General features: G+C 71.5%; 12 protein-coding genes. 9 read left to right on the top strand and 3 right to left on the bottom strand.

Going from position 1 to position 21,112, the window contains the following annotated elements; all coding sequences use genetic code 11:
- Nucleotides 1–276 precede the first annotated feature (276 nt).
- Both ACF1BN_RS35480 and ACF1BN_RS35475 read right to left on the bottom strand, forming a co-directional pair.
- Nucleotides 277–6,645: a protein kinase gene (locus ACF1BN_RS35480; RefSeq protein ID WP_392335720.1), complete on the bottom strand. Its 6,369-nt coding sequence runs from the start codon at nucleotides 6,643–6,645 to the stop codon at nucleotides 277–279.
- A gap of 1,149 nt (nucleotides 6,646–7,794) precedes the next feature.
- The gene (locus ACF1BN_RS35475; RefSeq protein WP_392335719.1) at nucleotides 7,795–8,010 is read right to left on the bottom strand and encodes a hypothetical protein; all 216 of its coding nucleotides are present in this window, start codon (nucleotides 8,008–8,010) and stop codon (nucleotides 7,795–7,797) included.
- A 253-nt stretch (nucleotides 8,011–8,263) separates the two neighbouring features.
- On the opposite strand from ACF1BN_RS35475, the gene ACF1BN_RS35470 reads away from it, so the two are divergent.
- A complete protein-coding gene (locus tag ACF1BN_RS35470; RefSeq protein WP_392335718.1) occupies nucleotides 8,264–8,449 on the top strand; it encodes a helix-turn-helix domain-containing protein in 186 nt (61 codons plus the stop codon).
- A 41-nt stretch (nucleotides 8,450–8,490) separates the two neighbouring features.
- Here the strand turns inward: ACF1BN_RS35470 and ACF1BN_RS35465 are convergent, their stop codons facing one another.
- Nucleotides 8,491–9,615 (bottom strand): tyrosine-type recombinase/integrase, encoded by a 1,125-nt coding sequence (locus tag ACF1BN_RS35465; RefSeq protein ID WP_392335717.1) that lies wholly within the window; start codon nucleotides 9,613–9,615, stop codon nucleotides 8,491–8,493.
- 519 nt (nucleotides 9,616–10,134) lie between these two features.
- On the opposite strand from ACF1BN_RS35465, the gene ACF1BN_RS35460 reads away from it, so the two are divergent.
- From ACF1BN_RS35460 to ACF1BN_RS35425, 8 genes are all read left to right on the top strand, one after another.
- Entirely contained in the window at nucleotides 10,135–10,539 is a 405-nt protein-coding gene (locus ACF1BN_RS35460) for a hypothetical protein (RefSeq protein WP_392335716.1), read from the top strand.
- Nucleotides 10,536–11,174 (top strand): hypothetical protein, encoded by a 639-nt coding sequence (locus tag ACF1BN_RS35455; protein WP_392335752.1) that lies wholly within the window; start codon nucleotides 10,536–10,538, stop codon nucleotides 11,172–11,174. The genes ACF1BN_RS35460 and ACF1BN_RS35455 overlap by 4 nt, the downstream gene beginning before the upstream one ends.
- A gap of 2 nt (nucleotides 11,175–11,176) precedes the next feature.
- Nucleotides 11,177–15,856: a putative T7SS-secreted protein gene (locus ACF1BN_RS35450; protein WP_392335715.1), complete on the top strand. Its 4,680-nt coding sequence runs from the start codon at nucleotides 11,177–11,179 to the stop codon at nucleotides 15,854–15,856.
- 4 nt (nucleotides 15,857–15,860) lie between these two features.
- Nucleotides 15,861–16,259, top strand: a complete 399-nt coding sequence (locus tag ACF1BN_RS35445; RefSeq protein WP_392335714.1) for an Imm7 family immunity protein — start codon at nucleotides 15,861–15,863, stop codon at nucleotides 16,257–16,259.
- A gap of 169 nt (nucleotides 16,260–16,428) precedes the next feature.
- Nucleotides 16,429–18,681 (top strand): ATP-binding protein, encoded by a 2,253-nt coding sequence (locus ACF1BN_RS35440; RefSeq protein ID WP_392335713.1) that lies wholly within the window; start codon nucleotides 16,429–16,431, stop codon nucleotides 18,679–18,681.
- Between the two features lie 240 nt (nucleotides 18,682–18,921).
- Nucleotides 18,922–19,584 (top strand): hydrolase, encoded by a 663-nt coding sequence (locus tag ACF1BN_RS35435; RefSeq protein ID WP_392335712.1) that lies wholly within the window; start codon nucleotides 18,922–18,924, stop codon nucleotides 19,582–19,584.
- 5 nt (nucleotides 19,585–19,589) lie between these two features.
- Nucleotides 19,590–20,096: a DoxX family membrane protein gene (locus tag ACF1BN_RS35430; protein ID WP_392335711.1), complete on the top strand. Its 507-nt coding sequence runs from the start codon at nucleotides 19,590–19,592 to the stop codon at nucleotides 20,094–20,096.
- A gap of 96 nt (nucleotides 20,097–20,192) precedes the next feature.
- A complete protein-coding gene (locus ACF1BN_RS35425; protein WP_392335710.1) occupies nucleotides 20,193–20,771 on the top strand; it encodes a Dps family protein in 579 nt (192 codons plus the stop codon).
- The last annotated feature ends 341 nt before the right edge of the window (nucleotides 20,772–21,112 follow it).

The following is a 21,112-nucleotide window of genomic DNA, read 5'->3' as shown; positions in this document are numbered from 1 at the left end:
TGCGCAGTGCCGTGCGCAGCAGGCCGGCGGCGCGCTGGTCGCCCAGGTCGGCCGGGCTCGGCGCCGCGAACTCGGCGGGGCGTACGTCCTCGAAGGCCGGGAAGACGGCCGCGACATCGTCCTCGCTACCGCCCAGCGGGCGCAGCACCAGCATGTCGGGGGCGCTCTCGGGCAGGACCACCCATTCCCGGCCGCGGGCGGCGACCAAGGAGCCGGCTGTGTACGTGAGGCTCATGAGATGTCTCAGTTCCTAAAGGTCGGGAGCCGGTGGGGCGATCAACGGAGGTGGAAGTAGGCGGCGTTGTTGTCCTTGATGGTGTCCCAGTCCGCGTCCGTCGGGAAGCGCAGGACGTCCCAGCCTGCGTCCTCCAGGCGGTACCCGGCCTCGACGTCGCGGGTGGAATCTGCCGGGTGGCCGGGAACGTCGACGAATACGGCGAGGTTGGCACCGTCCAGGCGGAACACCAGATCGGGGCACGCCCCCGCCTGCTGCACGAGGACGTTGACCTCGTCCGGCAGCCGGTAGCCCTTCGCCCGCAGCCAGCCGAGCAGATCGCCTCGCGCGACGAGGGCCGCCAGATCCGCCTCCACCGGGGTGAGCGAGACGCTCTCAGGGGCGGCGTCCCCGCTGCTGACTGCGGGAGCAAGCCTGCGGAACCGTTCGCTGCGGGACTCGCCGCGGTCCTCCCGCTCGGTGCGGGCGTCGGCCAGCCGCACCAGCAGCGGGTGGGCGGCGTGCCGGCTCAGCCTGCGGTGGTGCGTCTGGTTGGCGTAGGTCAGCAGGCAGGCGTAGCAGCCGCGGGCGCACTCCTCGCCGTCCGCCGGGCCCCCCTCGTCCTCGCCGGTGTCCGGATCGAAGTGGCAGATCTCCAGGGCCGTACGGGCGGCCTTGGCCAGGGCGTCCTTGTCGTGCTGGATGCGCCGCAGCACACCGGCGCCGCCCTCCGCGGCCTCCGTGAACAGGATGCGGCGCCGCGGGCCGTCGTCCGGAGGCAGCAGCTCCGCGGTCAGCTCGGAGTCCTCCAGCTCGAACGCGGCCTCGATGCCCCGCTCGAGCGCGTACAGGAACGACAGGGCCACCGGCTCCGGCTGCGGCTCGTCCAAGGTGAGGACGAGGATGTTGCGGCGGTCCTCCACATAGGGCAGGACCCGCTTCTTGCGGCGCTTCTCGTTGCCGTCCTCGTCGACCACCGGCATCCCGGTGCCCTCGATGGCGTCCGCGGCGGCCCGGTCGTTGAGCCAGCGGCCGTCCCCCAGGTCCAGCCAGTAGCCGTCCGGCTCGCCCTCCTTGTCCCGTACGCGGCCGAGGTTGGTGATACGGACGGTCGCCGAGTCGCCGTAGTCCAGGTCGAGGACGGGCGCCCCTTCGGCGTCCGTGACGTGCGAGGTGAGCCGTCCCTTGCGGGCGCCGTGGCCCTGGAAGGCGTACGAGGTCTCCAGACGGAAACCGGCCCGGCGGCGCTCCTCTTCGTCGGAGGAGATCCGCTCGCGCGGGGTGGTGTACACGGTGTGGAGATGGAGCAGGCCGGTGCGCTTGCTCCGCAGCTCCTCGTGGCACATCGTGCACCTGTCCACGCCGGGCTTGACGGCGTAGTGGTAGCCGCAGCCGTCGCAGCGCCGCGCCTCAGCCGTCGCCAGGTCGCCCGAGGCGTCCGGCGGCAGCTGCACGCGGGTGACCTGGTAGCGGGCACCCTCGTGGTAGATGAGCGCGCCGGGGCCGAACTCCCGGATCGCGAGGAACCGGGGACGCTGCAGATAGTCGCCGTCGGCGTTGCGGCGGTTGCCGGAGCGCGGGATGTATGCGGCCAGGGGAAGCCGCGGGAAGCTGTAACCGGGCAGGAAGCCCTCGGACGCGAGGTAGCGGTACGGGTTGAAGTCGCTCATCACCGACTTGCTGTCCGACGAGCGGTTGAGCAGCAGGTTCGTCTGCGTCTCCGCTTCGCGGCGGCGGGTGCGCGCCCGGCCCTGCTCGCCCTGCGAGAGGGTGTGGTCGACGACCCGCTTGTTCTGCTCGTACTGGTCGACGACGGCCGCTCGGAACAGCTCGCGCCAGCGGTCGAAGGAGTCGTCGAACCGCTGCGGGGCACGCTCGATCCGGTCCTCGATCCACTCGTCGTACCACCAGGTGGTGTCCGCGAAGTCCGCGATCAGCGGGGCGAGGACGGTACGGGCCGCGGCGACCGCGCGCCGGCGGGCGCCCTCGTCCAGGGACAGGTCGCGGATGTGGGGGAGTAGCGGCAGAGGCATCTGCGGGTCGGGGCGGTCGCTGCCGTCGGGGTCGTAGGCCACGTCGACGACGTCCGGGATCGCGACGCCCAGCTTCATCCCCGTCTCCGCGAGCCAGATGCCCTGGATATGGGACCGGACCAGGTCCTCGTTGGCGAGGTCCAGGCGTGGCGGCGCCACCTGCCCGGCCACCATGTCCTCGGAGCGGCGGAAGTAGTACTGGTCGTGGCTGTTGCCCGTCGCGCAGTACGTGGTCACCAGGGCGGGCTGACCGGAGCGGCCCGCCCGGCCCGAGCGCTGCGCGTAGTTCGCCGGCGTCGGCGGTACATTGCGCATCAGCACGGCGTTGAGCGAGGAGATGTCGACGCCCAGCTCCATCGTCGGCGAGCAGTACAGCAGGGGCAGCTCCGCCGTGCGGAACCGGCCCTCCCGCTCCAGCCGGTCCTCTGGGGTGACCTGAGCCGTGTGCTCCCGGGCGAACAGGCCGGCCAGCTCGGCCGCCGCCGTCCGGTACAGGTCGCGGAAGAACGGGTTGACGCGCGGGCCCTCCCCGCTGCTGTACGTGCGGGCCAGCGGGTCGATCGCGCCCCGCTCACCGCTGCCGGCACGCCAGATCAGGGCGGCGGCCGACACCCGGTAGCCGGTGCGCTTCTCGGTCGCCCGACGGCGGTAGGCGGGGCCGGCGTGTTCGGGGGCCGCCTCCACCTCGCGCACCAGCTCCGCGTCGAGCAGCACCTTCAGCAGGTCCTCAATGACGCCCTGGACGTCGTCCAGCGGCAGGGCACGCAGCTCGGGCATGTTCCGCCGGAGGTACTTGCCGAACTTGCCGCGAGCCGAAAGGAACAGCGCCGAGCGCTCCATACCCGGCTTCGATCCGTACGGGTAGGCGGTGCCGACGGCGGGCCGGTCGCCCTCGCTCAGGACCCATGGCCCGGTGAGGCGCTCCTCGCTCGCCCGCAGCAGCGTGTCGAAGTCGTCGCGGAAGTACTGCACGTCGATGGCGAGGGCACGCCGCATGTAGTCGAGCAGCGTACGGGCGACCTCCTCGCGCAGCGCGGGGTCGGCCTCGCGCAGCACGGCGTGCGCGGCCTGCCAGCGGTCGGGTTGGGCGGCGATCCAGCCCAGGTCCTCGTAGTCGATCCGCAGCAGACCCGTCTGCTCCAGGTTCGGCATCGTGATGCGCCAGCCGCGCTCCAGGTCCCGGTAGAGCCGGTAGCCCACGACATCGCGGAAGGCCTTCGTCGCGCGGCGCTCCATGGAGGGAGCCAGGGCCTTGCCCTCCGCGTACTCGCGCGGCGACAACCCCATCACCTCGGTCACCGCTTCGGCGAGCTCGTCGTGGTGCAGGCCCTCCTCGCCCGCCCGCACGGCGGCCTGGTAGAGAGCACCGCGCAACTGGGTGACCTGGGCGAAATCATTGAAGTGGCCGGCCTGGAGCGAGGCGTCCTGCCGGTTGTCGACGAAGGTGAGGAGTTTGCGCGCCTCCTTGCCGAGGCTCTCCTCCGGCACCGCCCGCAGGGACTTCACGATCGACGCGGAGATCAGCGAGGTGGCCGAGGAACGGCCCTCCTGGTCCAGCGTGGCCAGCTTGGCGAAGTCCCGGCCGCGGGTCTGCTCGTACGAGACCTGGCAGTGCACGCAGAAGAGGAACGGCGCCGGGACGAACGCGGCCACCAGACCCTCGCCCGACTCGTTCCCGAACCCGTCCACGACGACCCGCTTGGGCACCCGGGGGCGGTAGGACTTCTTGACGACGGTCACGCCCTGCGCGTCCGTCTCGAGCCACGACTCCGGCAACCGCCGGTCGTCCACGGCCGTCTGCGGATCGGCCGGCCACTCGTAGTCCTCCCCAGGCATGCCGAGGTACAGGTAGCCCTCACCGTCCCGGCCCCCGGAGGCGGAGGTGTCCCGGCGCGGCTCGTACCGGAACGCCCCGCTCTCCTCGGTGCGCCAGACCGTCAAGTACTCCTGGCCGCACTCACGGCAGAACGCCAGCGGGAACAGCGGCTTGCCGTCGCTGCCGGGCTGCTCCAGCTGGTAGGTGCGGGTGAGCGGGCGGCTGAGCGGATCCTCGAGGGTCGTGTAGACTGTGTCGCCCTTCGAGAGGAACTGGTGCAGCCGGAAGGCGAACAGCGGCCGCTCTGTCATCGGGTTCTTCGCCTGCGAACCCGCCTCCAGCGTGGTGCGGATCGCCTCGCGGACGCTCTCCTCGGCCACGCCGGACTCCGCGGCGAGCTCGGCCGCCGCGTCCTCGACGGTCCCCGGGGCGCAGCGCCGGAACCGCCCTGTGCCCTCCTCGCGCTCCAGACCGAACCGCGACTCCAGCCAACGCGCCAGCGAGTCCTTCGTGAGCGCCTCGTAGGAACGGGGCGCCGCCTGCACCCGCAGCCGTTCGGCGGGCACCGTCACCGGCGCCTCCTCGGTGGCCCGGATCAGGGTCTCGCCGATGACACGCTTCGGCAGCACCGTCGTGCCGAACAACCGGCCGGCGACCTTGGCCACCTCGCGCCGCTGATCCTCCCAGGTTCCCTCGGTGGACATGGTGGCCGAGGTGCCGATGCACTGAAGGGTCGCCGAGGCCCGGCAGGCCTCGCGGACCCGGCGGATCAGGAACGCCACGTCCGCGCCCTGGCGGCCCCGGTAGGTGTGCAACTCGTCGAAGACGAGGAACTGCAGCCCGTCGGCCATGCGGATGAGGCTCGACCGGTCGTCCGGCCGGGTCAGCATGAGCTCCAGCATCACGTAGTTCGTCAGCAGGATGTCCGGGGGGTTCTTGCGCAGTTCCCGCCGCTGGTCGTCGGACTCCTGGCCGGTGTAGCGGGCGAAGGTGACAGGTTCGTTCCCCGCCCCGAATCCGTGGCGCAGGTACTTCTCCAGCTCCATCAGCTGCGAGTTCGCCAGCGCGTTCATCGGGTACACGACGATTGCGCGCACCCGGCCCCCCGCGCCGCCTGCCTGACGCTCCTTCAGGACGTGGTTCACGATCGGGACGATGTACGACAGGGACTTGCCGGAGCCCGTACCGGTTGTCAGCACATAGGAATCGCCCGCCTGCGCGGCCTCGATCGCCTGCCGCTGGTGGAGATGGAAGGTCAGCGGGCGCCCGTCCGGGCGCCGTGAGCTCCCCTTCTTGCCCGCCTGGAAGATCTCGGCGCACTTGGGGTGCAGGATGCCGTCCCGCACGAGGTCGGTGACCTTGCCTCCGTCGGCGAAGAACGGGTTCAGCGACAACCACGGGTCGGGCCACTGCGACTTCCCCGCCATGTCGTCCTCGACGAAGCCGGCGATCCGGGCGTCCCGGATCACCGTCGCGCTCTTGGTGAAGCTCTCGTACTCGCTGATCAGGTCGGCGTGGATGCCGAAGACGTCCATCGTCTCGGGCAGGCGGGGCTCTCTGCGCGGCACGGGAGCGGGCGCCGCCGGGGTGCGCTCGGGGAGCAGGGCCCGCAGCCGGGCCACCGGGTTCATCACCTGCCAGTGCGGGGCAAGGAGAGCGGCCGTGTCGTCCGGCGCGAACGCGAGCGGGACCAGCACGTCACGGAGCAGGGCGGCGTTCTCGGGCCGCAGTTCGGCATCCTTCTCGAGCAGGCGGTCCACCAGGCGGACCAGCTCGGCGGGCAGGTCCGGGCGCACCAGGGTGAGCAGCGGCGGCCGCGCGTGCTGGTGCTGCTCGGAGAGCTCGTACGGGGTCCGGGCGGAGAACGGCGGCTGTCCGATCAGCAGTTCGTACAGAATGCAGCCGAGCGCGTAAAGGTCGGCGAGCGCGGTGACGCGTTCGGCCCGGAACTGCTCGGGTGCCATGTAGCGGGCCGTGCCGACGCTGACGCCCGTGCTGGTCAGCCGGGTCTGGTCCGGATCGTCGACGATCGAGCCCATGCCGAAGTCGAGGATCTTGACGGTGCCGTCGCGGGTCAGCATCACATTGGCGGGCTTCAGGTCGCGGTGCACGACCCCGGCCGTGTGCGCCGCGGCGAGCCCGGCGGCGATCTGCGCCCCGACGGCGGCGACCCACGAGACCGGAAGCTGGGGCTCCTCGTCGATGAGGTCCGCGAGCGGGTGACCGTCGAGCAGCTCCATGGCCAGGTAGGGAAGACCGCTGCCACCCCCCTGGTCGTCGACGCCGCCGTCGATCAGCCGGGTGAGGTTCGGGTGGCCCTGGGAGAGCATGCGCATGATCCGTACTTCGCGGCGGAAGCGGTCGATCTCCTTGCCGGACTCCGATGCGTCAATCGCGACTCCGGTTCGGCCGCGCAACACGGTCTTGACCGCGACCTCCCGGTGCGGGGAGTCCGGGGCGGCCTGCAGGTCCTCGGCGCGGTGTACCTCGCCCATGTTCCCGCGCCCTACGATCCCCGTGATCCGGAATCGTCCGTTGACCGTCACCAGGTCCACTGCCTTTCCCCGTTTCACCCGTCGCATGCAAGGTGGGTACATCCTGCACGGAGCGTACACCTTTATGTGTTGACAAGATTCACACACTTGCGTTGACGGTGTCAACGGGCTAGCTATTGAAGTCTGCTCCAGTAGCACCGCCTCGGACGCGCGGCGACCGGGCCGCAGTGGCCTCGCGGGGCGGGCCGGCGGCACCAGCGTCTTGTGGTAGGCCGGGGTGGTTCATGGGGCAGCGCGATGGGGTACTGCGTAGCGCGATCACTCATGGTCTCGTAGTGAGTGGGTGTGCGGGCGGGGCGCCGCTGAGGTTCTGGTGCCGGTGGAACTGATCAGACCTTGCTCGGACCTGATGACGTGCGAGCTGGCGTCTCTCTGCATGTGAGGGTCCCACCCTGGGCGGAGCACCCCCCGCTCGCGCAGGGACCAGGCTTCCTGAACTGCAACTTCAGGAGCGCTTCGCCTGTTCTCTGCCGTGGTGGGATTGCTATGGTATGCGGCCATCCTGGCAGATGCGGTGGCCCTTGGCTGCCGGCTGGGACTGCTGGCCGGGGTATATGGCGCGGGAGGCATGCCAAGGACGCTGTCCGTGGCGAGACGTAGCTCCAGGTCCCCCGTCCCGAGGTGCCGATGCCGCGCATGTCGCGGGTGAAGCCCTCCTTCAGAGCGACCGTGTCCGGGTCGAGTCTGAGGTAGACCAGGATCGCCTCGTGCTTCGGACGGAAGATCACCAACGCGACGTTCACCAGCCGTCGATAGGCGATGTAGTGCCGCAGCGGCGTCACCTCGACCTCGCCCCACGCCGTGAGCGCCTCGTCCAGCTCCGTGAACAGGTCCCGCAGGCACTCCGGGACGAGGCCGCCACCGGCCGACAGAGGAGCTGTCGGCGCCGCCGGTGCGCTGCCGGCCGCCGTGTCCCGCTTGCGGCTCCGCCGGGACGCGGTGCTCGGCACGCCGGGTGAGGAGTCCACCAGCAGCAGGCTGCAGCCCGCCCTCGAAGACGGGGTGGCGCACCAGGTCGATCCGCTCGGGCAGCCGCTGCACGGCCACACGGTCGTGGTGGGAGAAGCCGACCGCGATGCAGACCATCCGCGGACGGCGTCAGTCGATCGACTCGGCGGCCTCCGCGCCCAGCACCTTCCGGACGAGCGCCTCGAACTCGTGGTGCACCGACTCCAGTCACGCCATGTAGGAGACGGCCTGTGACAGCATCCCGCTGTCGGAGCCCTTCTTGAAATCGATCACCACCGGGCTGCCGTTCTCGTCAAGTCCCAGGGTGTCGATCCGCCCTCGATGCCACGGACCGGTTGCGTGCTCCGACGCCAGGGACCGGACGCCGAGCATCTGCTTCAGACTGGCCTCGACTCGCCGCTGCAGCTCGACCTCCAGCGCCACCGTCGAACCGGAGAGCTCGACATCCCGCCCGTCCGCGTCCTGCCGGAACAGCCAGCTCGGCCACCAGTGCCCCTCCCATGATCTGCAAAGAAATACCAAGCAACCGGGGTTCCAGATATTCCCCCCGGGGAGCAGGGGCGACCGTTTTCCTGGCTCTCCGAGCTATCGCCTGTTCGGGTCAAGGGCTTCCTCGAGCTCTCGCTAGGGTCGGCCGCTTTCGAGTCGTATCATCGGCTCCGAATTCTGGTGAGAGGTGGGGTGTTCTGTGAGCAGCCGGTTCCTTGGGGTCGCTGAAGCGGCCGAGTATTTGAATATGTCCCAGCGCTGGATGTACCGCGATTCGCGGAGGCACGGAATCCCTCGCTACTACTTCGGAGGGCGACTCAAGTTCAAGGTCGAGGACCTTGAGCGGTGGGTGCAGCAGCAGAAGGTTTCTTGAAGGAGGGGCCGGGTGACAACCCGGCCCCTCCTGGATTTTGGTTAGAGTCCGGTCTCAAGGACCTTGGCTGCGCGGCCGATGGATGCTGGCATCAGGTGGCGGTAGATACGGTAGGTCATGTTGATGTTCGAGTGACCCATCCACTCGGCCACGTCGGTGATGGGGATTCCCTTGGACAGGCAGTTCGAGGCGAAGAAGTGGCGTAGGGAGTACGGGTTCAACTTCCGTGTGATGCCGGCCCGCTTCCTGGCCGCGCTCCACTGGTAGTCGAGCGTCGTGTACGCCCAGTGGGGGCTGCGCTGAGTGCGCAGCAAGAAGCCGTTCTCGTCCGTACCGACGTCGTGCGCGTACTTGAGGAGTGATTCCCGGACCGTGGCCGGCATGGGGACTTCGCGGAAGTCGCCAGCCTTGCGGTGCTTGAGGGGAGCGCGTTGGCGGGTCCTTCCTTCGATCTGCTCGGTGATGCGGTACACGTCGTCCGCGACCATCCCTTCGAGATTGGCTGCGAACGCCTCACCGTTTCGGTGCCCGCACCCGGACATCAGGTCGACGACGACGACGAGGGCCTTGGACGCGACCTCCTTGAGGGCGTGGATCTCCTCCACGGTGGGGATGGTGATCCGAGTGGGGATGTACTCCGGTGGGACAACGCCTCGGAAGGGGTCGTCGGCTATCCCGCCCCTGTGGTGGGCGTCCCGCAGGATTTTCTTGAGGGTGTCGAAGGCGTTCTGCCGTGTGGCCAGGCCAACCTTGCGTTCCTCCATCGACATGATGAAGTCGTCGACGACGGTCGGCGAGAAGCTGTTGATCCGGCGGGACTCGAGCACCGGGAGCAGCTGGCGGTCGAGCAGCTGCTTGACCGTGCGTACCGTGCCGGGTGCGAGGTGGCGCTGTCGCGGCAGCCAGGTGCCCGCGTACTCCCCGAAGCGCTGCCTACCCAGTGTGCGCTTCATCTCGGACTGCTGTACGGGAGTGGTGCGCTTTTCCCTGTAGATCTGCGTGAGACGGTCGAGGGCGTCGTCCTGCGTTGGGTAGCCCGACTCCTCGCACTGCCGCCCCGTTCCGTCGCGGAACCGGATAGCGTAGGGGTGCGCGCATCCGCCCTGCCGTTTGCAGCTGCAGGTTTTGAAGAAACTGCCCATCCCACGGATGAGTTTGGTCGCCACGTACACCGCTCCTGACTCATGCTGGGAGTTTGCTGACCAACGGCTCCACAGCATGGCCCTGACCTGCGGCCGCACCAAACTAGGGCACGTTGATCAGCATCCTCACGGATACCTCCTGGTGAGACTGGCAGGCATGTGGCTGAGCGGGCTTTTCGCAGTTGAGAGTAGTCGAGACCGGTTGTCGATCTTGGCGATTCGCGACGCCCGGAGGCGGTGCCGGGGCGGTGCCGGACGGTGCCGGACGGTGCCGGGGCGGGAGTCCAGGAGGGGCGTCGTGCCAGGTGCTCCGCCTCGGCGTCCGGTGGTCGCTCGCGCACGTGGCGGGAGGGGGCGGTCCGCCGGGGGCGGGCTTGTTCGGTGTTTGCGGGGGTTTCGTGGAGGCGGGGAACCGGAGGGTGAGGATGGGGCGTGTTCGGGAGAAGTGCGCGACCGTCGTTCACGCGCAGGTGTAGGTGTAGGTGTAGGCAGGTGTCAGTACGGGTGTCGGGTTCGGAAACGGGCTTCGGGGGAGGCGGCGGAGTGGGTGAGGGGAGTGCGCTCGTCGACCGGATCGCCGAGCGGCGGGCCGGGACGGGTGATCCGCGGGCGCTGCTCGGGGAGCTGAGGCGGGCCAGGCTGCTCGTGCCCCTGGAGCGGGGCGGGCTGTGGACGGGGAACCTCGGCGGGGTGCGCTGGGTGTTCGCGTTCACCGGTGAGGAGGCCCTCGCGCGGTTCGCGCGGGAGGCCGGCGACCCGGGGCGGAGCTGGGAGTTCGCCGAACTGCTCGGCGCCCGGCTGCTCGACGAGATCGTGCCGGCGATGGGCGTGCCCGCCGGGATCGCGGTCGACGTCGCGGACCCGGACGGGTCCATGCTCTTCCCGCCGGCCGAGGGCATCGTCCCGGACGCGGCGGCCGTCGAGGGGACCGCCGGGGGTGGCGTCTGATGGGTGACGGGGCGAAGGACCTCGGGATCGACCAGTACACCGTCCGGCGGCTCACCCAGGGCATCCGGAACGCGGTCGGCGAGCTGAAGGAGATCGGGACGGGCACCGGCGCGGTGCTCGGCAAGGGCTTCTCCGAGCTGGCCATGACCGGCATGGAGGCCGGGCACCACGGGCTGTCCACCGACTTCGAGGACTTCTGCGAGCGCTGGGAGTGGGGCGTCAGGGCACAGGTCCAGGACGCCAACGCGATCGCGGCGAAACTCGGCCTGGCCGCGGGCGTCCTGTGGGAGGAGGACCAGTACGTCGAGAGCTCCCTGAAGTTCGGCGTGAACGCGCTCGCGGGCGGCAGCCCGTACGCCTCCGAGGAGGACATCGCCAAGCAGGACTGGGGCGACGTCTTCACCCCGGACGCGCTGGACCCGGACTGGAGCGGCGAGTCCTGGGACCGCGCCGGCGACGACATGGCCCAGACCTGGAAGGACACCGGACGCTCGCTGCTCACCGAGGGGCAGGGCGGGGAGAACTCGCGGAGGCTCAACGACCTCCTCGGCGTCGATCAGGAGCAGTTCGACCGGGCCGTCGACGACACCTTCGGGCCGTCGCCCGAGGAGCGCGCCCAGAACGGGGGGAACTGACCATGGGTATCGGGGACCTTGTCAGCGACATCACGCCCGACGTCATCGAGGACGCCGTCGAGGACGGCGTCGAATGGGCCGGCAACCGCGTCGAGGACGTCGGCAACTGGACCGCCGACCGCCTCGACGACGTCGGCTGGGAGTCCGGGGCCGACTGGGTGCGCGAGCAGTCCCGCTCGCTCGCGAACCGGATGGGCGCCGAGGTCGACGAACTGGACCTCGGGCAGACCGAGGACAAGACCAAGCTGATCCACGGCTCGCCCGGCAAGCTCCGCTCCACCGCCGCCCACCTGCGTGACCTCTCGGCCGCCTTCAACGACGTCGGCCTCGGGCTCGAAGGGCTCGACTCCGACTCCCTCCAGGGCCAGGCGGCCGATGCCTTCCGCGGGAGCGTGAAGCTGGAGCCGCCCAAGTGGTACAAGGGCGCGGACGCCTTCGAGGAGGCGGCGAAGGCGCTGAGCTCGTTCGAGTCGACGGTCACCTGGGCGCAGGGCCGGGCCCAGGCCGCGATCGACCTGTGGAAGGCGGGCACGAAGGCGTCGGAGGAAGCCCTCGACGCCCACAGGAAGAAGGTCGACGGCTTCAACGACGCCGTCGACAAGTACAACGCGACACCCGCCGACAAGCGTGACCCCGCCACCCTGCCGCCCCGGCCCGGGGAGTTCTCCGACCCCGGCAAGGACCGGATGAAGGAGGCGCAGGACATCCTCGCCGAGGCGCGCCGCCAGCGGAACTCCGCCGCCGAGGCCGCCCGGGCGGCCGTGCGCAAGGCCCGCGACGCGGCCCCGCCCAAGCCTTCGTACGGCGAGCAGCTGAAGGACGGGCTCGACGAGCTCGAACTGATGAGGACCCACTTCGCCATGGGCGCGGTCAAGGGCACCGCCGGCATCGTGAACTTCATCCGGGGCGTCAACCCGCTCGACCCGTACAACCTCACGCACCCGGCCGAGTACGTCACCAACCTCAACAGCACCGTCGCCGGACTCGTCCGGGTCGCCAACGACCCCTGGGGCACCGGCAAGCAGATGCTGGACGACTTCATGAAGGACCCGGCGGAAGGCCTCGGCACCCTGGTGCCGGACGCGGTCCTCACCGTCGCGACGGGCGGCGCCGGCGCCGGCGTCAAGGGCGTGCGGCTCGCCGACGAACTCGCGGACGCCGCCAAGGCCCGCCGCGCCGACGACCTCAGGGAGACCGTCCGCAGGCCCGACGGCAAGCGGTGCGGGCGCGAGCCCGTCGACTTCGCCACCGGCCGCATGTTCCTGCCGCAGGAGGACGTGCTGCTGCCGGGCAGCCTGCCGCTGGTCTTCCGCCGGGACTTCGAGTCCTCCTACCGGGCCGGCCGCTGGTTCGGCGACAGCTGGTCGTCCACGATCGACCAGCGGCTGACCGTCGACCCGATCGGCGTCGTCCTGCACGGCGAGGACAACCTCCTCGTCCCCTACCCGCACCCCGCCCCCGGCGCCCCGGTGCTCCCCGAGGCGGGGCCGCGATGGCCGCTGGAGCGGCACGCCGACGGCGGCTACACCCTCACCGAACCGGAGACCGGCACCGTCCGGCACTTCCTGGCCCCGGCCGGCGCCGAGCCTGGCGGCGACGGCACCGCACCGCTCGGCGAGATCGCCGACCGCCACGGGCGCACGATCACCGCCGAGTACGACGAGGACGGCGCGCCGCTCGCCCTCGTCCACTCCGGCGGCTACCGCGTCGACTTCACCACGGAGAACCGCCGGATCACCTCGCTGAGCGTCGGCGGCACCGAGGTCGTCCGGTACGGGTACGACGAGGAGGGCCGCCTCACCGGGGTCACGGGCTCCGGCGGCGTCCCGACCCGCTTCGCGTACGACACCGAGGACCGGATCGCCTCCTGGACCGACACCAACGGCTCGCGCTACGACTTCGTCTACGACGAGCGGGACCGCTGCGTCTCCCAGTCCGGCGCCGAGGGGCACCTGCGCTCGGAGTTCCACTACGGCGACCCGCACCCCGGCACCGGCCTGTCCACCACCACGGTCACCGACTCCCTCGGCCACACCTGGCGCTACGCGGTCAACCGCCACCTCCAGGTCGTCGCCGAGACCTGGCCCACCGGTGCGACCGTCCGCTTCTCCTACGACCGCGACGACCGGCTGCTGTCCCGCACCGAGCCGGGCGCGGACGGCGGACCCGGCGCCCGCACCGAGTTCCGCTGGGACGAGGAGGGCAGGCTCGTCGAGACCCTGCACCCCGACGGCGGCGTCTCGACCGCCTCCCACGACGCCGCCGGCCGGCCCGTCGAACTGGCCCGGCCGGGCGGGCAGCGCTGGCGGCAGGAGTTCGACGAGCACGGCAACCGGATCGCCGTCACCAACCCGGCCGGGCACACCACCCGCTACACCCACGACGCCCGCGGCCACCTCACCTCGGTCACCGACCCCCTCGGCGCCACCACCCTGATGCGCCACGACGCCACGGGCATGCTCGTGGCGCAGACGGCCCCGGACGGCGGCACCACCACGTACGCGCGGGACGCCTTCGGCCGGATCACCGCCCGCACCGAGCCCTCCGGCGGCACCGCCCACTACGTCTGGACCCCCGAGGGCCGGCTCGCGCGGTTCACCGGCCCCGACGGTGCCGTGGAGTCGTGGACGTACGACGGCGAGGGCAACTGCCTGACCCACACCGACCCCCAGGGCCGCACCACGGCCTTCGAGTACACCCACTTCGACCTGCTCACCGCCCGCACCGACCCCGACGGCTCCCGCCACGAGTTCGTCCACGACACCGAGCTGCGCCTCACCGAGGTCCGCAACCCACTCGGCCTGAGCTGGAGCTACTCCTACGACCCGGTGGGCCACCTGGTCGCCGAGACCGACTTCGACGGCCGCACCGTCGGCTACGACGTCGATCCGCTCGGCCGGGTGCTGACCCGGACCGGTCCGCTCGGCACGGCCGTCCGCTACGAGCGCGACGCGCTCGGCCGGGTCGTCCGCAAGGACGCCGGCGGCGCCGTGACCACCTTCGAGTACGACCCGGCGGGCCGGCTGCTGCGGGCCCTCGGGCCCGACGCGGAGCTGACGTACGCCTACGACCGCCGGGGCCACGTCAAGACCGAACTGACCGACGGGCGGGCGCTGTCGTTCTCGTACGACGCGGCCGGGCGCCGCACCCGGCGCGTCACCCCGGGCGGCCACGTCACCACCTACACCCACGACGCGGCGGGCCGGTCCGCCGAGCTGACCGCCGCCGGCCGCGCCCTGGTCTTCACCCGGGACGCGGCGGGGCGCGAACGAAGCCGGACCGTCGGGGAGTCGCTGACGCTGACGTCCGACTGGGACGCGGCCGGCCGGCTCACCGCCCAGGAGCTCGCGCGCGACGACCGGCGGCTGAACCTGCGGACGTACGCGTACCGCGAGGACGGGCATCTCGTCGCGTCCGAGGACACCCTGCGCGGCCCGCGCCGCTACGGCCTGGACGCGACCGGCCGGGTCACCGCCGTCACCGCCGACGGCTGGAGCGAGTCGTACGCCTACGACGGCGGCGGCCACCCCGTCTCCGCCGGCTGGCCGGACCGTCTCGCCGCCGGCGACGCCCGCGGCGCGCGCGCCTACTCCGGCACCCGGGTGACCGAGGCCGGCACCAACCGGTACGCGTACGACGACGCCGGCAGGCTGGTCCGCCGGACCAAGACCCGGCTGTCGCGGAAGCCCGACGTGTGGACGTACGCCTACGACGCCGAGGACCGGCTCGCCGCGGTCACCACCCCGGACGGCACCCGGTGGCGCTACCGCTACGACCCGCTCGGCCGGCGCGTCGCCAAGGAGCGGCTCGCCGCCGACGGCGTGACCGTCGCCGAACGCACCCGCTTCGTCTGGGACGGCCCGCTGCTCGCCGAGCAGACCACCGAGCCGTCCGCCGCGCTGCCCCACCCCACCACGCTCAGCTGGGACCACGAGGGCCTCACCCCGGTCGCCCAGACCGAGCGGCTGCACGACGCGGCCACCCGGCGGGAGATCGACGCGCGGTTCTTCGCCATCACCACCGACCTCATCGGCACCCCGACCGAACTCGTCGACGAGACCGGGCACATCGCCTGGCAGAGCCGCACCACCCTGTGGGGCGTCACGACGTGGAACGCCGACGCGTCCGCGTACACCCCGCTGCGCTTCCCCGGCCAGTACTACGACCCCGAGACCGGGCTGCACTACAACCACCACCGCTACTACGACCCGCGGACCGCCCGCTACACCACCCCCGACCCGCTCGGTCTCGCCCCCGCGCCCGACCCGGCCGGCTACGTGCGCAACCCGCTGCGGTTCAGCGACCCGCTGGGCCTCGCCCCGTACGAGGACAACGGCGGGCTCGGCGACCTCATCGAGGTCACCAAACCCGACGCCGACGCGGACAAGCTGGCCGAGAAACTCGGCGGCGAGCCCCGCCGGCGCTTCGCCAACGACCCGGACGGCCGCGAGTTCGACGCCATCAGCGACGAGTACGTGGCGCAGGCCAAGCCCGCGGACTTCACCCTGAACAAGAAGTTCCGCAAGCAGGCGCAGGCCACCTTCGAGGCGGCGCTCCAGAGCGGCCGCACACCGTACTTCCAGTTCGACGGACCGCCCGGTCCCGGCGTGGTCGATAAGCTCCAGGAATACGGGCGACGGTACGGCGTCGAGCCGGTGATCGACACGACCCCGCTGGAGTGAGCGCATGTACGAGTTCCATGGCTGGTTCGGCATCTCCGAGGACCCGTACGAGGACGACCTGACCTCCCTGCGGGCCGGTGTCGAGGAGCTGCGCGCCCGGATCGACTCCGTCGACTGGTCCTCCAGCTGCCGGGTCACCCTCGACGTCCTCAACGGTCTGCCCGTCGTCACCGCCGCCGGACAGACCAACCACCTCGGCCGTGAGGCCGAGGAGCTGGACGCGCTGGTGACGTACATCGCCGGCCGCTTCCCCGGCTCGTGGGGCCTGCTCCACGACCGCTCCGACGAGGGCGACATCCCCAGCGCCGACAACGCCTTCCGGGTGCGCGTCCTGCGCCGGGGACTCGTCGAGGAGCGCCTGGACCCGTTCCTCTCCCCGTGCAACCCGGTGATCGAGGACTGACCCCCGGCCCCCCGCCGCTCCGACCTCGGCCGGACACCGGTCCCGTGGGGGGACCGACCGGTGCGGGTCGGGGTGGGGACGGTCGCGTGTTCCCGACGGCCGGGGCCGGTGAGGTGGGCAGGCAGAATGGTCACTTCATGTGATTCCGCGGTCTTGGAGGAACGAACAGGTGACCGGCGCCGGCTTGGAGTTCGCGACGATGTTGCGACGGTTGCGTCTGGAGGCGTCGCTGACGCTCGAAGCTCTGGCGGAGGCGTCGGGAGTGAGCGTGCGCGGGATCGGCGACCTGGAGAGAGGCCGGGTCGCCACTCCCCAGCGCAGAACGGTCGCGGCCCTCGCGGACGGGCTGCGGTTGAGCACGACGGAACGGGAACGGCTGCTCGGCGCCGCCCGGATCGGCCGCACGCCCCGCCCGCAGGCGATGGGCCTCCGTGCCTTTCCCCGCGGCGTCGACGACTTCGTGGGGCGACGGGCGGAACTGGCACGGCTGACGACACTGGCCGAGCGGGAAACCGGGGGGATACCCGTGGTGGTGGCCGTGTCCGGGCAGCCAGGCACAGGCAAGACCACCCTCGCGCTCCGTGCCGCACACGACCTGGCCCGGCGTTTCCCGGACGGGCAGCTGATGTTCGACCTCCGCGGTACGGACGAGGATCCGCCCGACTCGGCGGAGCTCCTGCTCCGCGTGCTGAAGGCCCTCGGGGTGGCCGACCGCGAGCTCGCCATGGCCGGCGCCCGGGGGCACGCGGAACTGTGCCGACGGGTGCTGGCCGAGCGGCGCTGCCTGCTGGTCCTGGACAACGTCCGGGACGAGGCGCAAGTACGTCCGCTGCTTCCGGGCACGGGCGCGAGCATGCTGATGATGACCAGCCGACGGATGCTCACCGGCCTGGAGAGCGTGCACCGGCTCGCTCTCGGCGAGCTCACGCCCGCAGAGGCGGGCTCGTTCCTCACCACCCTGGTGGGTCGGGAGCGCGCCGAGTCGGACCCGGGCGCGCTGGCCGCGGTGGCCGGCCACTGCGGGAACCTGCCGCTGGCCCTGCGAGTGGCCGGCAACTGGCTGGCCACACGCACCGGCTGGACCGTGCGCCGCCTCGCCGACCGCCTCGCCCTGGAGGAGCACCGCCTGGACACCCTCACCGCCGGTGACCTCCGGGTGTCCGCCGCCTTCCACCTGTCCTACCGGCAGCTCACTCCCACCGCCGCCCGCATGTTCCGCCTGCTGTCGCTCGTCGACGGACCCGACGCGGGGGCCGCGGGCGCCGCCCGGCTCACCGGGCAGTCGCTGTTCGACGCCGAGGACACGCTGGAGGAACTCGTCGAGACCGGTCTCCTGAACACGTACCAGGACCGCTATCGCTTCCACGACCTGCTGCGGCTGTACGCGCGTGATCGTCTGCGGACCGAGGAGCCGGCGGGCGCGGCGCAGGCCGCACGGTCGGCGCTGCACGCCTGGTTGCTCGAGAACACCGTCATGGCGGGCCGCTGGTACGAACCCGGCCACGGCGCCCCACCCGCCACGTGGCGGGGCACGGTCGACCTGTCCACCGCCGACCATGCCCGCCAGTGGCTCCAGGCCGAGGGCCCCAACTGGCTGGCCGCTCTGCGGTCGGCCGCCGTCGAGGGCGACCACGCCCGTGTCGTCGAGGTCACGGAGGCACTTCACTGGTTCTCCGACCAGTGGATCTTCTGGGGACACTGGCCCGAGGTCTTCGCCACCGCCGCCCGCAGTGCCGAGACGCTGGGCGATCCCCTGCTGATGGCCACCCATCTGAACTACCACGCCTGGGCGCTGCTCGTCTGCGAAGGCCGTCGGCAGGACAGTCTCGACCGCTCCGCGCAGGCGCTCGTGGCAGCCAGGCGTGCCGGCGACCTCCCGCAGCAGGGCTGGGCCCACAAGTACAGTGCCTGGGCCTTCAGGCTGCTCGGGGACTACGCGGCGGCGGCCCGCCACAACGGCGAGGCGGCCACGTTCTTCGAAACCGCCGGTGACCTCCACGGCGCCCTCCAGTGCCGGGTGGAGAACGATCAGATCCTCGTGGACGGCGGTCTGCACGAGCAGTCCGTCGCGGAGATCCTGGACACCCTGGCGTTCCTCGACCAGGTCGGCGACCGCATCGAACCCCACATCGCCGAGTTCACCCGCACGAATCTGCAGGTGCTCATCGGCGGTGCCCACGCGAGTCTCGAGAACTGGTCCGAGGCCGCGGACCACCTGCGCCTCGCCGTGGACCTCTGCCGCACGAGCGGCAACACGGCCATGGAGAGCCGTGCGCTGGTCCACCTCGGAAACTGCCTGCTGAGCGCCGGTCACCGCGACGAGGCCCGCGACGCGTTCTCACAATGCCTCGACCTCGGGAACACGGCTGATCCCACCCGCCTCACGGAGGCTCGGGAACGCCTCGCCGAACTGGACGGGTGACCTGCCCCTGCCTTGCCTTGCCCCCGGAGGGGAGACGGAGCAGTTCCGGCGACCTGACGTGTGCGGTCGTCGATACGTGGTCCGGCGGGGGCGGCGAGGGGTCCTCGACCGGTTGTGCGCTGTCGTGCCAACCCCTGTGCGCAGGGGGGCAACAAGGCCGCTCCGGGCGCTCATAGCGTGCGGGAGTGCCGAGTCGCGACACGTGACGGCACGCTACCGACAGCCCCGGAAGGACCCCTCATGTTCGACATCGCCAAGGTGCAGGCCGCTCCGAGCGAGGACCTGCTCACCCCCGACAACTCGGTCATGCTCTTCGTGGACCACCAGCCGCAGATGTTCTTCGGCACCGGCAGCGGCGACCGCGCCGCGATCATCAACAGCACCGTCGGTCTGGCCAAGGCGGCCCGGGCCTTCGACGTGCCGGCCGTCCTGACCACGGTCGCCGCCGAGTCCTTCTCCGGCCCCCTGCTGCCCCAGCTCGCGGAGGTCTTCCCCGAGAACGAGATCATCGACCGCACCACCATGAACGCCTGGGAGGACGAGGCGCTCGTGGCGGCGGTCAAGGCGACCGGACGCAAGAAGATCATCCTGTCGGGTCTGTGGACCGAGGTCTGCCTGGTGCTGCCCGCCCTCTCCGCCCTCGGGCAGGGATACCAGGTGTTCGTCGTCGCCGACGCCTCCGGCGGCGTCACCCCGGCCGCCCACGAGCACGCCCTCCAGCGCATGACCGCCGCCGGTGCCGTCCCGGTGACCTGGGTCCAGGTCCTCCTGGAGCTGCAGCGCGACTGGGCGCGCCAGGAGACGTACGGCGCGGTCATGGAGATCGTCAAGGCCCACGCCGGCGCGTACGGTCTGGGCGTCGTGTACGCGCAGGCCGTCATCGGCGCGCACGCGGCCGGCTGACCTCGGTGGACACCGGCATTCTGATCCTGCGTCTGCTGGTGGGACTGCTCGTCGCCGGCCACGGGGTGCAGAAGGTCAGCTCGCGTCTGGGCGGCAGCGGACTCGACGGCGGGACCGAGGAGTTCCGCGCCGACGGCTTCCGCGGTGGTGCCCTCACCGCCCTGGCGGCGGGCGGCGGCCAGATCGGGTCCGGTCTGCTGCTCGCGGCCGGCCTGCTCACGCCGCTCGCCGCGACCGGGACCATCGGCGTCATGACGGTCGCGCTGACCGTGAAGTGGCACAACGGCCTGTGGGTGCAGCACGACGGGTACGAGTACCCGCTCGTCCTCATCGGCACCGCCGCCGCCCTCGCCGCCACCGGTCCCGGCGCCTGGTCCCTAGACGCGGCGCTCGGCCTCGCTCCGTACCCCGTCTGGTGGGCCTCGCTCGTCCTCGCGGCCGGCCTCGGTTCCGGCCTGATCGCCCGGCTGGTCCTGCACCGGCCCGTCGCGGCGACGACAGCCGGGCGCTGAGCGCCCGGCGCGAACCGACCGGCCCGGTCGCCCCGTGCGCCCCCCCGACCGGGCGACCGGGCCCCTCCCATGTCTCGTTCCGAACAGGAGCACCTGATGAACACCGTCACGACCTCGCACGGCGGCGGCCAGCCGCTGCTGCATCAGAAGGGCGCCGAGATCCAGGCGTTCGGCACGCTCAAGCAGCTGCCGATCGGTCTCGGCCATGACACCCGTATGTACGCCTGTCAGCGCCTCAACCGCGTGCTCGCCGATACGCAGATCCTCCACTCCCTCTACAAGAAGCATCATTGGCTCATGCGCGGGGCGACCTTCTACTCGTTGCACGTCATGCTGGACAAGCACGCGGAGGCCCAGCTGGCCATCGTGGACGCGCTGGCCGAGCGGATCCAGAGCCTCGGCGGAGTCGCCGTCGGTGACCCGCGCCACGTCGCGGAACTGACGTCCGTTCCCCGACCGCCGGACGGTGTGGAGCCGGTGCCGGTGATGCTGTCGAGACTGCTCGACGCGCACGAGCGCATCCTGATCGACGCCCGTGACGCCGCCGCCCGACTCTCCGGGGAGGGTGACGAGGGCAGTGCCGACCTGCTCGTCTCCGACGTCATCCGCACCGGCGAGGCACAGGTCTGGTTCCTCGCCGAACACCTCGTGGACACCCCCCTGGTACGCGGCTGACGGACGCGTACGACGCCGTCGTGACCAGCGGCGGGACCGGCCCGGGAGGTCCCCGGACGAGATCCTCTCGGGCGACGACGGCGCGGGACCGCCGGCTCCGCCGCGTACCGCCTCCACGACCCACCGGGCCCGACCCGGACTGCGAACCCCGACCCTGCCGTGGGGGGGGGGGGGGGGGGGGGGGGGGGGGCCGGGCCCCGGGGGGGGGGGGGGGGGGGGGGGGGGGGGGGGGGGGGGGCGGGGGGGGCGCGGGGGGGGGGGGCGGGGGCGGGCTGGGGGTGCGCGTCGGGCTGGGGGTGCGGATGGGGGTGGGGTTGGGGCTGGGGTCGTACGGGCGCGGG

Origin of the sequence: Streptomyces sp. NPDC014861 (assembly GCF_043081625.1) — a bacterium.
Classification (GTDB): domain Bacteria; phylum Actinomycetota; class Actinomycetes; order Streptomycetales; family Streptomycetaceae; genus Streptomyces.
The sequence above is the reverse complement of the archived record's forward strand: the minus strand, read 5'-3'. Positions and strand labels throughout refer to the sequence as shown.